Source organism: Aquabacterium sp. (genome assembly GCF_029946005.1).
GTDB lineage: Bacteria > Pseudomonadota > Gammaproteobacteria > Burkholderiales > Burkholderiaceae_C > Aquabacterium.
Genome location: NZ_JAQSDR010000012.1, coordinates 67803 through 81767, shown reverse-complemented (window position 1 = coordinate 81767; position 13965 = coordinate 67803). Strand labels below are relative to the sequence as shown.

Sequence of the window (13965 nt, the reverse complement as noted above, 5' to 3'; positions counted from 1 at the left end):
CGCTTCTGCGGCGGGTCTCTCTGCACGATCGAGTCTTCACACCAATCATTAACTTTTCGTTTCAGCCCTATGCACACCAACCAGCCTACCTTCGCTCGTCATCGCGCCCTGCAACGTGCAGCCCTGGTCCCCATCGTGGTGGCCACCGCCCTCTTGGTAGCTGGCTGCGGCAAGGACAGCAAGGAGGGGGCCAAGGCCACCCAGACAGCCGCCCGCATCAACGGCGAAGAAGTCACCGTTCACCAGATCAACATGGTGCTGGAGCGCCAGCAAGGCCTCAAGCCCGAGCAAGCCGAACCCGCCAGCCGCCAGATCCTGGAAAGCCTGATCGACCAGGAACTGGCCCTGCAAAAAGCCACCGAGCAAAAGCTGGACCGCGACCCTCAGATCATCCAGATGCTGGACGCCACCCGCCGCAACCTGCTGGCCCGCGCCTACCTTGAAAAGGCAGCCCAGGCCAGCGTGGGCGCGCCCCCGGCCGAAGACATCAAGAAGTACTTTGACGAGCACCCCGCCTTGTTCGGGCAACGCCGCATTTACATGCTGCAAGACTTCACCATCCAGGGCGATACCGCGCAAATCAACGAAATCACGCCCAAACTGCAGGTCACCGACAGCTCACAAGCCTTCGTCGAAGTCCTCAAGAACAGCGGCTTGAAGTTTGCCGTGAACCAGGTCACTCAGCCAGCCGAAGCCTTGCCTCTGAATCTGGTGGATCAATTCGCCAAACTGGTGGATGGCAAAGGCATGTACCAGGGCATGAATGGCGGGCTCAAAGTCGTGCTGGTCGCGGCCAGCAAACCTCAGCCCCTCAGCCTGGACCAGGCCAAACCCATGATTGAGCGTTTCCTGACCGAATCGCGCAAGCAAGAGTTCATTCAAAAAGAGACCAAGAATTTGCGCACTGCGGCCAAGATTGAATATCTGGGCAAATTTGCAGAGAAACCTGCTGGCGCCGCTTCTGGTGCAGCTGCCGCCGCATCGGCACCGGCCCCCGCAGCCGCCGCCAGCACGGCCTCATCGGCCAATGGCATTGACGCAGCAGCGCTCAACAAGGGGCTTTCCGGCCTGAAATAATTTTTCTTGCTGAAAAAGCCAAGGATTTTGCATCTGGCTGCAAGCTACGGGGAAAGCCAAATGGTTTTCCCCGTCTTTTTTGACAGCAGAGCGCAGCCATCACTCAATACAATCCGGGGATGGCCCAGGAGTACGCTGCATGACGTTCAATCAATTTCTAAGAATTATCCGAGCCCGCTGGATTTTGGCATTGGCGGTTTTAACATTTTCTGTCATTGCGACCTTGGTCATCAGTCTGATCCTGCCAAAAACCTACACCGCCAGCGCCACCGTCATGGCCGACGTTAGGCCAGATCCGGTATCCGCCTTGGGCGGCGGCGGCATGATGATGGCCAGTGGCTATCTGGCCACCCAGGTCGACATCATCAAAAGCCCCAGTGTGGCGCAGCGAGTGGTGCGCACCCTCAAGCTCACCGACAACCCCGTGATGCGCCAACGTTGGGAAAAAGAAACCGACAGCAAGGGTGACTACACCGCCTGGCTGGCCACCGTCATCGGCCGCGGCCTGGAAGTCAAGCCATCGCGCGAATCCAACGTCATCGAAATCATTTACGAAGGTGCCGAGCCTGGTTTCTCCGCCGCCTTGGCCAACTCCTTCGCCAAGGCCTACATCGACTCCACCGTGCAGATCCGCGTGGACCCGGCCCGTCAATATGCCGAATTCTTTGAAGAGCGCGCGCGACTGGCACGCGAGAAGCTGGAAAAAGCCCAAAGCCGATTGGCCAGCGCCCAAAGAGAAAAAGGCATCGTGGCCACCGAAGAACGCTTGGACGTTGAAACCGCTCGCCTGACGGATCTTGCGGCACAAGTCACCGGCTTGCGTGCCCTGAAGGCCGAAACAGGCACAAGAAGCAGCCAAGCCAACAGCAATCCAGATCAGATGCAGGACGTGCTCAACAACACTGTGATTTCAACCATGAAGTCTGACCTCGTTCGCCAGGAAGGCCGACTGCAAGAGCTGTCAGAAAGATATGGGGATGCTCATCCCACCGTTCAGGAAGCACGCGCCAGCATCAACACATTGCGCAGCCGCCTGCGCGCTGAAACAGCGCGCGTGACTGGCAGCACTCGCATAAATAGCTCAATGGCCAGCAGCCGAGAAGCCCAAGCGGTCGCCGCCTTTGACGATCAGCGCCAGCGCGTGCTCAAGCTCAAAGATGCCCGTTACGAACTCCAGGTGCTGGAACGTGAGGTCGAAAGCGCACAGCGCATCTACGACTCCATCCAGGCTCGCCTCAGCCAAACCAGCCTGGAAAGCAATGCCAGCCAATCGGGCATCTATCTGCTCAGCACTGCCACCGAACCCACCACGGCCACATCGCCCCGGGTTGTGCTGAACGTCCTGGTTGCAGTCGTGCTGGGCACCTTGCTGGCTTTGATGACCGCCATGACTGTCGAGTTGTTCGATCGTCGTGTGCGCGGCGCTCTGGACATTGCACAGGCCCTGGAGTTGACCGTGGTCGGCGTGCTGCCGTCACCGTCTTCGCAAGCCAAGAACAAAATGGCCCTCAGCTTGAACCGCAAACCGCCGGGAGCAGCCCAACCGCCCTCGTTGAGCAACAGCAACATTGAACCTGCTCAAGGCTGAACGAACATGAACACGAATTTCCACGCATCACGCTTCAGCTCCGTGCAGGACAACGCTTCGTCGGACTTCCAGGAAACGCAGCAATTGTCCAGTGAACGCTCCATTGGCGAAATCATCAGTGAAGCCAACAAGCTGTCCACCGAACAGATCGAACAGATCCTGGTCTACCAAAAGGACAATGGCGTTCGCTTCGGTGAAGCCGCCGTGGCTCTGGGTCTGGCCAATGCCGACGATGTACTTTGGGCGCTGGCCCAGCAGTTCCACTACCCGTACGCTTCTGAAGGCAAAAACAGCCTGAATCCAGAATTGGTCGTGGGCGCCAGCCCCTTCACCGTTCAAGCCGAAGCCTTCCGCACCATCCGCAGCCACCTGATCATGAAGGTCTACAGTGACGAGGGCCCACGCCCCGCGCTGGCCATCCTCAGCCCCGACAGTGGCGATGGCAAAACCTATTTCGCCGCCAATCTGGCCGTGGCCTTCTCTCAACTTCCGGGCCGCACGCTGCTGATCGACGCGGACATGCGCAACCCGCGCATCCACGAGTTGTTCAATCTGCCCAGCCGCAGTGGGGGCCTGTCCTCCATTCTGTCGGGCCGCGCAGCCTCCAAGGTCATCCAGTCGGTCAAGGAATTGCCCAACCTGTTTGTGCTGCCGGTCGGCCCCACACCGCCCAACCCGCTTGAACTCCTGGAGCGCCCCGCTCTGGGCCTGCTGCTGCGCGAGCTCAAGACCAAGTTCGACCGCATCATCGTGGACACCCCGGCCATGAGCCTAGGCACTGACGGCCCCGTGATCGCCGCCAAGTGTGGTGCGGCGCTCGTCGTGGCGCGCCAGAATCAAAGCCGGATTCCCGCGCTTCAAGAGTTGGTGCGCACCGTGAAAATGAGCTCCGCCAGACTCGTGGGTGCCATCGTCAACGAATACTGACAAGCATCAGCGCGCTGAGCCCTGCCCCCTGAGCGTGGCCTTTTCCACGGCCATCGCGATGTTGGACACCGCCTTCTCCACCGTGAAGGCCTGAGCCCTGTTCAGGGCGTTGCGCCTCATCACCTCCAGCTTTTCAGGGTGCTTTAAGATGTCTTGAATCGCTCCGGCCATGCTGCCCCTCAACAGGGGATCAATCAGCACCCCACTTCCGCCATCGCCCAACACCTCACTGTGGGCGCCGTCATGAACGGATATCAAGAGCGGTAGCCCAAGGGACAGGGCCTCAAAAGAGGCCAGCGATCGATAGTCGCCCAAGGTCGGCATGATGAAGGCATCAGCCTGTCCCAAACGAGTTCCGAGCTCGGCATACGGAATGTTCCCGTTCAACCGGATGACATCGGACAACCGCTCGCCATTGATCTTGTTCTGCAACACGCTCATCAGCGGACCGGCACCAAACACGTCGATTTCCAACCGCTCCTTTTCGCTTTCGCTCAGCAAGGCCACTTCGTCCACCAACTCCATGAAACCCTTCTCGGGGATGAGTCGGCCAATGCAGGCAAATTTGATGGTGCGTCCCCGGACGTCTGGTTTCAAAGGCAACGCCGCTCCCGCGAGAGACGAGGTCAGGTAGACCGCCGCCGTGATCTTGGAAGGATCGACTCCCAGTTCACTCACCAGATATTCAAATCCCTTGGCATTGTTGGTGAGGATCCCGGTGCACAAGCGGCACTGTATTTTCCTCAACCATTTAAAAACACCACCTCTTTTCGCAGAAGTGAATTGAGGAGCATTCTCAACCAGAAGAATAGACCGCGTCTGCCCTTTTAACCGGGCCAACACCGTGGCCACCAAAGCCAAAATGCTGAATTCCAGAATCAGCATGGCGTCACATTTTAGTTTCAGAAGTGACACCACAACATAAGGCGATGGGATGGTGACCCCCAGGATGCGGCGAAACGACACGGTGTCATTCTGAACAATGCTGGGGCATTCGCCACGGTCAAATCGTGGGCCCGTCAATACCTCCACGGCCATGCCCCCGGCAACCAGCCCCTCAAAAAGAGCCCCCCAATACAGCGCCTTGCCATTGCCTCCTAGATAAGGGGCCACAAAACATATCCGCCGCGAGGCAGGGTTCTGAAATCTGGACATGATTTTTTATTTCAATAAAACTTTTGCAATACTTTGAAGGCGATCGATGCAATCACCTCGGCCGCGATCAGAGCGATCAATGCCCCGGTGGCGCCAAACATATAGCTCAACACCACCACCAGCACCACCGTGCAAACCAGGGCAATGGCATTGGTGATGCTGAGAACACGAAACATGTGCTGGACCAGAATTTCGACTTCGAGCGTGGATCGATAAGCTGCTGCCAGGGCCTGAACACACCACAGCATCACCAGCAAGAACAAATCATCATACTTGCTGAGAACCGTCTGGCTCAAGTATGGGTACGCCGCCGCGATCGGCAATGACGAAAGCACTGTGACCAACAAAATCTGCCGCCGACTGCGCTGAATGGCACCATCCGGCTCCTTGCGAATCATTTTGGCCTGATGGATTTGCGTCAATGGCGGTGTGGTGATACTGGAAATCGAAGTAGTGATTCTTGCCGCGTTGATCTCGGCCAAGCCCCTCATCCCGATGAACATGGGGGATATGTAAACATACCCATAATTTCGGAGGCATGAAAGCACATGTGAAAACGCACCATACATACCAGGGCGAAGGTATTTTTCAAAACTTAGGCCAGGCGTGGCCTCTGTTTTAAAGAAATCAAATCTGACATAGATGTACAAAAAAGCTGCGAAATTACCAGCCGCCAAAGAAATGAAAACACCCTCAAAGATCTGATCCACTTTCAAAATCTTGACCAAGAAAAAACATGTCAACGACGTCACCGCAAACAAAACCTGCGCAACAGCCGTGTTGGTCAAACTGCTTGAATTGTAGGTAAACCGAACCAGATATTCCTTTAAGAAAAAACCGTAGGCGCACAATAGGATGGACAGCACCACCGGCGCGGAAATCACCTTGGCGCCACCGGTCGGCGCATGGCTCAAGCCCAGCCACAACAAGGCCATCACGGTCAGAACGGTCATCCATTTGAACGGGGGCAAATGACCCTTGAAATGGACTCGCCGCCCCACCTCGTCAGTGGCTTCGTCAAACACCGTGACTTGCGTGGTCCACAAGGCAGCGCCCAAGCCCGACAAAAAATACACCACCGTGATGGCGGCCGAATACTCACCAAACCTGTCCGGGCTCAAGGTGGCCACCAGCACCAGATTCAGCAAAAAAGAAACGCCGCTGCTCGATGCTTGCGCCACGATGCCCATGGCCATCGGGCTGTTGATGAAAACAAGCCCGCGCTGAAACAGGTCGCTGCTTCTTTTCAACTTCGACAAGCTCAAGGCCCCTGCTAGGATTTGCCGAGCAAGAAGTCGTACAACTTCTGGCCGACCACGCTGGCCTCGAAGCGCGCCTGGAAACGCCGCGTTGCCGCTTGGCCCATCTGCTCCAGCGCCCCCGGCCTCTCCAGCACGTCAAGGAGCACGTCACGCGCGCGCGCGGCGTCATCGAGCGGCCAGAACCGCCCCTCAACGCCCTCGTCGAACACCTCGACGATGCCTCCGACCCCTCCTGCCAGGATGGGAACACCGGCGGACAAGGCCTCGATCAGTGCCAAGCCCTGGTTCTCCATGATGGCCGCATGCACGTACAACTTGTGCCCGGGGATGTAGGCCCGGGCACCTGCGCAAAAGCCGGCAAAAAACACCTGCTCCGCAATGCCCAACTCAGCCGCCAACGCTTCCAGGGTTTTGCGATCGGGTCCGTCACCAACCAGCGTCAAGGTCACGACACGACCACTCGACTTGGCCAACGCGACCACGCGCAACAGAAACTGCTGATTCTTGCGATGCTCCAGCGTTCCGATCGACACCAAGTCGCGCCCACGCAAGGCGGGCATCACGTTATCCGAGGGCAACGCTTTCACGAAATTGGGAATCACGGCCGACCGAACCGATTGCAAGCCGGACACGCGCAGCGGTAGCTCCTCTTGCATGAATCTGGACACATACACCAGGCTGTGCAAACGCGGCAGAACGGCCTGATCCAGGCGCCGAATGCTGCGGGCCATCGGCCCATCGGCGGCGATCACGCCTTTGTCGATCCACTCGTCGGCCTGAGACAGGTTGAAATGAACCACCAGGCTGACCAACTGCTCAGGCGACCTGACGCACCGCAAGGCGACTGACGCCGACAGAGGGCACTGCGCATACACCACGCAACGCGGGTATTTCGCCATCAAACGGGCCAAGCGCAAGCGCAACAAAAAAGCGTGCCCTGCCCGGTATAACCAGACCGCCGCAGGCTTGCAAATCACCTCCAACACCCAACGCAATGCCACGAAAACATGCAGTGCGGGAGCGCCCGACGAGTAAAACGGGGTGGCCACCTCATAAGGCAGCCGCCGATCCTTCAGAAAGGATTCAAACTCCCTCATGTGGGTTTGAAGCCCCGTCGTGCCTTCCAGCCGCATGAGGGACGCAATGATCACCGGTGAAGCATTCACACCCAACTCCACCATTCCTTAGGAAATCTTGACCGGAGCAGGCTTTGATTCCTGATTCCGATCGTCTGACAAGAATATGAGCGCCAGCACTGTGGCCAACGGCCAGGTTTTAAGTGCAAAAACCGACATCGTGGTCGTGGCGCCTTGCACCATGTAAATCAAAAATGCCACCCCGGCCAATCCGGAAGCCCAGGGCCTGGGCCCCGCCGTCTTGGAAATTTTGTAGAGAAGCACCCATGCCGTCACATTCAAGGCCAAACCCGTGATGCCCTGCGTAATGAGCAGATACAAGTACTCATTGTGCGCACCAAAAACGGCCCCGCTGCCCACGTTTTCCATGAAGATCATCATGTCGGCATACAAGCCACGTCCAAACAACCATTCCAAGGCGGTGTAAGTCCCGAGGCCATACTTGAGCAGCAACGCGAACACCTTGTCACGCCCTTGGGTAAAACTCTCCATGTTGCTGGTATCGAAGCCCAGCAGCTTGTTAGAGTCGTAGAGCAAAAGGGCCGCCGATCCCAAAATGATGAGGAATGCGCCATACGCCAACAAAGTGAGTGGTCTGGTGCCATTCTTGAAAGCCACAAAAGCCAGCACGATGGCCAATGTCAGGTAATTCATCCGTGAATTGGCCAGCACCACCTCCACCACCACCACCAATGCCAAAACCACGTAGGCGGGGTTCAACCTGAAGCGGTTCCATGCTGCAAAAATCAGCAATGACGTGGTCACGCTGTAAGACAAGTCCGTCTTGAAAAGATAAAAGCCCTTGAAAGTGCGTGGCCCACCCCAATAGATCCAGCCGTAGTCAAAGGGTAGCAAAGCCGCATTGGCTAAAATATTCAAGGTCGCGCCAATCGCGATGGCAAATGGAAGGCTCTCGTCTGCTGCGGCCACCACCAAACCAAAAAATATGAATGGACTGACGATCTTGAATATCAGCTGCGGAGACCCATTCTGAAAAATCATCAGCATCACCAGAAAGGTGAAGTAAATGATCACATGTCCCCACAGAACAGACTGCAAGTCGCCAGAAGCTTTTGACTTGATCCCCGCAAACCCTTTTCCGGTCCGAAGGAAGAAAACCCCAAACACAAGAAGGAACAAATACAGGTACTTGACTGCGTTGACCTCGAAGAACGCATCAACCCCCGACTTCAAGCACATGGCAACAAAGATCGGTGCCGCATAAAACTTCGGCATCATCCAGGGTGAACGTGTCGTCATTTCAGCACCTCCAGGTTTCTTCCCACCGCCACGCCACGCATCATGCGCCTCACACCCAAAAATAGAACAAGGGCATAAGCTGCCTCACCCAGCACAGCACCAAACATGAGGCCGTCCTTGGAGAACACCTGGCCAGAAAAATACATGGCGGGGATGCTCAAAACACAACTCACGGCCGCCGCATAAAAGGATTGCCTGAAATGCCCGCCAGCGAACAGCACGCCATTGCAGATTGAAGACACGCCGCTGGCCACAAAAAACACGCCCCACCATGCGATGTCAAACTGCAAACCTTTGTATTTGTCACCCAACAGGTGAGCATCCAGGAATGGATACGCGAACACCATGGCCAGAAAATAAATCAACACCACGCCTGCCACGCCCAGAATTGAAAGTTGGGTTAAACGAGCCACTTCGGACCTGGCCCCAACGGAAATCCAGTGGCTCACCTTTGGCCTGAAGATATTGCCCCATGACAAAAATATGGTGCCCAAAGGCGCCATGAACAATTTGGCCGCCACGATTTCAGCCGTGGTCTCGGGCCCCAGGACGGCCGCACCAATCAAAAGGTAACCGTTGCCGGAAGCCCAGGACACCAATCCTGCCGGCAAGGACCACCGTGCCAAAGGCCAGATTTCTGACCACAGCCGAGACCACTGAACCCAATTGAATACAGGCTTGATCGACGCCCGATGAAGCCAGGGCAAAGCACTGAGGATGCCGGCTGTCCCAATGAGCAAAAGCATTTCATCGGCTTGAACATTCTGGGAAACCACGAGGGTGCCAATGGCAATGGCCAGCAAGAAAACATAGGCCATGTCCTGCTGCAAGCACATGTCGGCCCTCATGTTGATGAACTGCACATTGCGCAGAAACTCCCGCAACCAAGATGACAACACCATCAAGACCATGGCCAACGCCAAGGGCATTTCTATGACATCCATGGAAATCGCCGCAGGCGTCAACCACAGGAAGAGGCCACCGACCATCGCCAGGGTCGAACTGAGAAACAACTGCAAGCCAAAGAAAACATGGGTGGCTTCAGCACGTTCCCGCCCACGTTTTTGAGGCAACAGCGTCAATGCGGTGGTGTTGACCAACGCCGCCTGAATGGCCAGGGTCAGTGCCACATAACCAATCAGTTGGCTGTAGGCGTAATAGTCATGCTTCGTCGCGAACTTGATGAATGCCAGACCAATCAGAAAATTGCTGATGCTCAGCAAGGCCTGGTCAACCAACGAATGCGAAACCCCCTGGAACGGCAACTTGCGCTGATCCGCCCCCTCAGACATGCGGCCCCCACCATCCGAACGCTTCGGGCTCCCAATCATTCGTGATAGTCATAGGCCTGGTAACCGGCCTGCTTGACCAAACTGTCGCGCTTGGCAGCCGTGTAGTCACTCAAGACCATTTCGGCCACCAGCTGCTGCAGCGTGATGACCGGCGTCCAGCCCAACTTGGTCTTGGCCTTGGTCGGATCACCCAACAAGGTTTCCACCTCAGTCGGACGGTAATAGCGCGGATCAACCCGCACCACCACATCACCCACCTTGCACCGGGCCAGCAGCTCACCATTGACCGGCTCCACGGCCACCACTTTGCCCACCTCTTGTTCGCCTTCACCTTCGAAAGCCAGCGTCACACCCAGCTCTTTCGCAGAAAACTCCACGAACTGGCGCACGCTGTACTGCACGCCGGTGGCGATGACGAAGTCCTCGGCCACGTCTTGTTGCAGCATCAACCACTGCATCTCGACATAGTCGCGCGCGTGGCCCCAGTCGCGCAGCGCGCTCATGTTGCCCAGGAACAGGCACTCTTGCAGGCCCAGCGCGATGCGGCTGATGGCGCGCGTGATCTTGCGCGTCACGAAGGTCTCGCCGCGCACCGGGCTTTCGTGGTTGAACAGCACGCCATTGCAGGCGTACATGCCATAGGCCTCGCGGTAGTTCACCGTGATCCAGTAGGCGTACAGCTTGGCCACCGCGTAAGGGCTGCGCGGGTAGAAGGGCGTGGTTTCCTTCTGGGGGATCTCTTGCACCAGGCCATAAAGCTCGGAGGTTGATGCCTGGTAAAAGCGTGTTTTCTTCTCCAGGCCCAGGATGCGAATGGCCTCCAGCAAGCGCAAGGCGCCAATGCCATCGGCGTTGGCCGTGTACTCGGGCTCTTCAAAGCTCACGGCCACGTGCGACTGCGCGGCCAGGTTGTAAACCTCGTCCGGCTGCACCTTTTGCATGATGCGGACCAGGCTGGTCGAGTCGGTCAGATCGCCGTAGTGCAGGATGAAGTTGCGGTTGTCAACGTGCGGATCCTGGTACAGGTGGTCGATCCGGTCGGTGTTGAACAGGCTGGAGCGGCGTTTGATGCCATGCACCTCGTAGCCTTTTTTGAGCAGGAACTCGGCCAGATACGAACCATCTTGCCCTGTCACCCCAGTGATCAACGCTATTTTTTTTGTCATGTCAGACACCATCAAGAACCAAAGAAACGAGGCCTGAAGCCGGGGGTCATGGCCTTTTCCAGATCCGCGATGAACTGGTCATGCAGCCGGTAGTCAGGCTTGCCACCCGACGAAGCGGCCAGATCGGTCAGCGACGAGATGCGCATCAGCATCCCATCGACAATGAACCCCTGCAGGCCATAACGCAATTGCTGCAACTTACGATCGAGGCCAGGCGTTGAGGCCTCCTCGTTGAGCGTCACCCAATAGGTGATGGGCTCAATGCGGCGATCAGCCTGAGCCTCCAGCCGCACCACATTCAAGGAATGAGCAGGCAATGCCACATGCTCCTTGCCAAAACCCTTGATTGTGAAACCTTGCGACACGTAGCAAAACTCGGGACGGTGGGCCGCCGTGGATTCCGAGTTCTGATTTCGCCCATAGGCAATCGACAACATGATCCGCTGGCCGCTCGGATTGATGTAAGTGCGATTGAGCGTCTCGGAATAAAGCGCATCCAGCTTGTTTTGCACGGTGGGATCGGGCAGCACCGGGATAATGCTTGGATCGACGCGCCAATCACCAAAGCTTTCGGGCACCACGGTGTGCAGCACGACGGGCGGCTTTCCATCGGCCATCATCTTGGTGGGCTTCAGCCAGACCGAAGCGGCTGCCCCGCCCAACATCAGGCCGGCTGCCAGAAAAATCGCCAAAGGCAAGCGTCTAGACACGCTCGCAGGGGTTGTCATCACATCAGCGGCCATCGCGCGCACCTCCCATGTCGTCAAACCGAGCCGCGAGCAAACGATCCAACCCATAGGTCAGCACCAATGCCACGCTGAACAACACCAAGCCCGCGAACTCGTGCGCAAAACCTTGGCCCACCTCGTCGCCCAGGTAGTAGGTGATCAACACCAGGATGATCACGCGCGTCACATTGGCGATGAAGGAAATGGGGATGATGCCCACGGCCAGGATCACGTTCCGGGCCTTGGACTTGTAGTTCATGATGTTCATGTACAGCAAGCCCAAGGCTTCGAGCGTGAACAGCGAGTTCAACCCCGAGCACGCGTCGGCCACCAGCAATTGATAAGGCCCGATCGTCAAGGTCACGCCATTGCGACCGATGGGATAACCCGCCCAATACAGCACCTGCTCGGCCACCATGGACACCACGCTTTTCAGCGGCAACGTCAAGGCCTGCACAAACGCGCCCGGCAAAGGCACCATGAACAGCAGGAACAGCAACGGGAACCAAGCCCGGCGAACGGCCGCCACACCCTGAATCAAAAGCAGGCAGGCCACCAGGATCAGGATCAGGGAACTTGCTTCAAACTCGATGACCCGCTGCGAACGCCCCACAACGTACATCGCCAGCCCAAGCGACAACAGCAAAAAGCCAGGCACCAGCGCCGGCTTGGCGGGCCGGCCAAACAAATCGTTGCGCATTCCCCAAAGCAGCCAGGCACAGGCCGCCAGGATCAAAGGACCGTGTCCTTGCTCGTCCGTGGCCCAAGTGGTGTTGGCCAGGGTCGCGAACGTAGGAACGTACATGACCCCGAATGCCAGGCAAAAAACGACCAGCGACCACACCGGAAACTTGACAGGCGATTGAGCGCTGGGAAACGCCCCGGAAGTTGGTGCTGATTGAGCCATAGACCACAGACAAAAAAGCAATGAAGCCAACCACCCGGGGTCGGCACCGGTGATTGTTACCGATCCGCGCAAAAAGTTCGCTCGGATTACCCTGATTGAGCCATGGCCGACCGATAAATTTCAATCAATTCAGCACAATTGCGCTCCGGGGTATAGCGCGCTTCGTACTCCTCGCGTGCCGCCTGCCCCATTCGAATCATTGCCTGTGGGTGTGATTCCGCCCAAGCCAACTTGGCCGCCAGATCCTCATCGTCACCCGGGTTGAACAACAAGCCGGTTTTCCCATCGGTCACCACCTCGGCCAGCGAGCCCAGGCGGCTGGCAATCACCGGCACACCGCTGGCAAAAGCCTCCACGATGGTTCGGGGGAAACCCTCATACCAGACACTGGGCACCACCATGTAACTGGCCGTGGACAAATGACCCCAAATCTCGGTCAAAGGCAAAAACCCCAGGTAATCAACCCCTGAAGCCCCCGTCACAACCTCCGCCATGGGCCCGCCACCCACCACCCTGACCCGCAGACCAGGCTGGCGCACCAAAGCCCGCAACAAAACATCCATGCCCTTTTCAGGCGTCAGGCGGCCAAGGTACAAACCCCCAACCCGCTGATCCCACCGAGGCGCGGGCTGCCAATCCACGAAATTGGGCTTGACGCTGATGCGATCGCCATCCAGCCCACCTTCAATCATCTTGGCGCGGCAAAACTCGTTCAGCGCAATGAACTTGTCCACCTTGGTCGCAAAAGTCCCCAGAACACGGTGCGTGGTCAACATGCCCGCCATCACTGCAGACTGAATTCGCGACCCCCGGTAGCACTTGTGAAGCACCCCTCGCCAGGGCACCTTGCCCAGGCAGTCCTCGCACACACGCCCTTCCCGCACGAACATGGCCTGCGGGCACAAAAGTCGGAAATTGTGCAAGGTTTGCACCACAGGAACGCCCAACTTCTGGGCCGCCCAGTAAACCGACGGCGACACCAAAGGCATGGTGTTGTGCACATGCATGACGTCAGGCTTGAACCCCGCAATCAGGGCCTGGACGTCTCGCACCGTCCGCGACGACCATACCGTTCCCGCCGCCAACTGCCATTTCGGCGTTTGCCCGACCTCGTCGTTGTGACGCTCATAGACATGCACTTCATGCCCATGTTGGCGCAAGAGCGCCACTTCCGACTCAACCACACTGTCCTCGCCACCCCGCTGTTGGTAGGCGTTGTGCACCATCAAGACTCTCATCCACGACCATCCTGCCGCCCGGGTCAACCCCGCCGCATTGTCGCCCAGACCCCACCCCCGGAACTTCCCGGATTAAAAGCACTCCATTCAACCACTTCGTGATAAATGCCAGCGCTTTCCGACTCGGCTTTTTGCCAGACCACGCGCTAACCCTGAAGTAGCGCGCATGACCCCTCCTTTAAAATTCATCCCATGTGCCCAAGAAGTTGCGGGCATCAACAACAACCCC

General features: G+C 57.4%; 12 protein-coding genes. 3 read left to right on the top strand and 9 right to left on the bottom strand.

What is annotated here, in order from left to right; all coding sequences use genetic code 11:
* Window positions 1-69: 69 nt before the first annotated feature.
* From PSV38_RS08590 to PSV38_RS08580, 3 genes are all read left to right on the top strand, one after another.
* Window positions 70-1077, top strand: a complete 1008-nt coding sequence (locus tag PSV38_RS08590; protein ID WP_300546588.1) for an EpsD family peptidyl-prolyl cis-trans isomerase — start codon at window positions 70-72, stop codon at window positions 1075-1077.
* A gap of 139 nt (window positions 1078-1216) precedes the next feature.
* Window positions 1217-2665 carry a chain length determinant protein EpsF gene (gene epsF / locus PSV38_RS08585; RefSeq protein ID WP_300546586.1) on the top strand — a complete coding sequence of 483 codons (1449 nt, stop codon included), beginning with the start codon at window positions 1217-1219 and terminating at the stop codon, window positions 2663-2665.
* Between the two features lie 6 nt (window positions 2666-2671).
* Window positions 2672-3592: a polysaccharide biosynthesis tyrosine autokinase gene (locus tag PSV38_RS08580; RefSeq protein ID WP_300546585.1), complete on the top strand. Its 921-nt coding sequence runs from the start codon at window positions 2672-2674 to the stop codon at window positions 3590-3592.
* Between the two features lie 6 nt (window positions 3593-3598).
* Here the strand turns inward: PSV38_RS08580 and PSV38_RS08575 are convergent, their stop codons facing one another.
* From PSV38_RS08575 to PSV38_RS08535, 9 genes are all read right to left on the bottom strand, one after another.
* Window positions 3599-4747 carry a glycosyltransferase family 4 protein gene (locus PSV38_RS08575; protein WP_300546583.1) on the bottom strand — a complete coding sequence of 383 codons (1149 nt, stop codon included), beginning with the start codon at window positions 4745-4747 and terminating at the stop codon, window positions 3599-3601.
* A gap of 11 nt (window positions 4748-4758) precedes the next feature.
* Entirely contained in the window at window positions 4759-6006 is a 1248-nt protein-coding gene (locus tag PSV38_RS08570) for a hypothetical protein (protein WP_300546582.1), read from the bottom strand.
* A 14-nt stretch (window positions 6007-6020) separates the two neighbouring features.
* On the bottom strand, window positions 6021-7175 hold the full coding sequence (locus PSV38_RS08565) for a glycosyltransferase (protein WP_300546580.1): 1155 nt from the start codon (window positions 7173-7175) through the stop codon (window positions 6021-6023).
* Between the two features lie 18 nt (window positions 7176-7193).
* Window positions 7194-8405 (bottom strand): hypothetical protein, encoded by a 1212-nt coding sequence (locus PSV38_RS08560; protein ID WP_300546579.1) that lies wholly within the window; start codon window positions 8403-8405, stop codon window positions 7194-7196.
* Complete coding sequence (locus PSV38_RS08555; RefSeq protein ID WP_300546577.1) at window positions 8402-9697, bottom strand: hypothetical protein; 1296 nt, start codon at window positions 9695-9697, stop codon at window positions 8402-8404. The genes PSV38_RS08560 and PSV38_RS08555 overlap by 4 nt, the downstream gene beginning before the upstream one ends.
* A gap of 35 nt (window positions 9698-9732) precedes the next feature.
* Window positions 9733-10863, bottom strand: coding sequence for a GDP-mannose 4,6-dehydratase (gene gmd, locus PSV38_RS08550; protein WP_300546575.1), 1131 nt, complete (start codon window positions 10861-10863; stop codon window positions 9733-9735).
* An 11-nt stretch (window positions 10864-10874) separates the two neighbouring features.
* A complete protein-coding gene (gene epsI, locus PSV38_RS08545) occupies window positions 10875-11573 on the bottom strand; it encodes an exosortase-associated protein EpsI, B-type (protein ID WP_300546572.1) in 699 nt (232 codons plus the stop codon).
* 22 nt (window positions 11574-11595) lie between these two features.
* Window positions 11596-12498 carry an exosortase B gene (gene xrtB / locus PSV38_RS08540; protein ID WP_300546570.1) on the bottom strand — a complete coding sequence of 301 codons (903 nt, stop codon included), beginning with the start codon at window positions 12496-12498 and terminating at the stop codon, window positions 11596-11598.
* 86 nt (window positions 12499-12584) lie between these two features.
* Window positions 12585-13736: a glycosyltransferase family 4 protein gene (locus PSV38_RS08535; RefSeq protein WP_300546568.1), complete on the bottom strand. Its 1152-nt coding sequence runs from the start codon at window positions 13734-13736 to the stop codon at window positions 12585-12587.
* Between the last annotated feature and the right edge of the window lie 229 nt (window positions 13737-13965).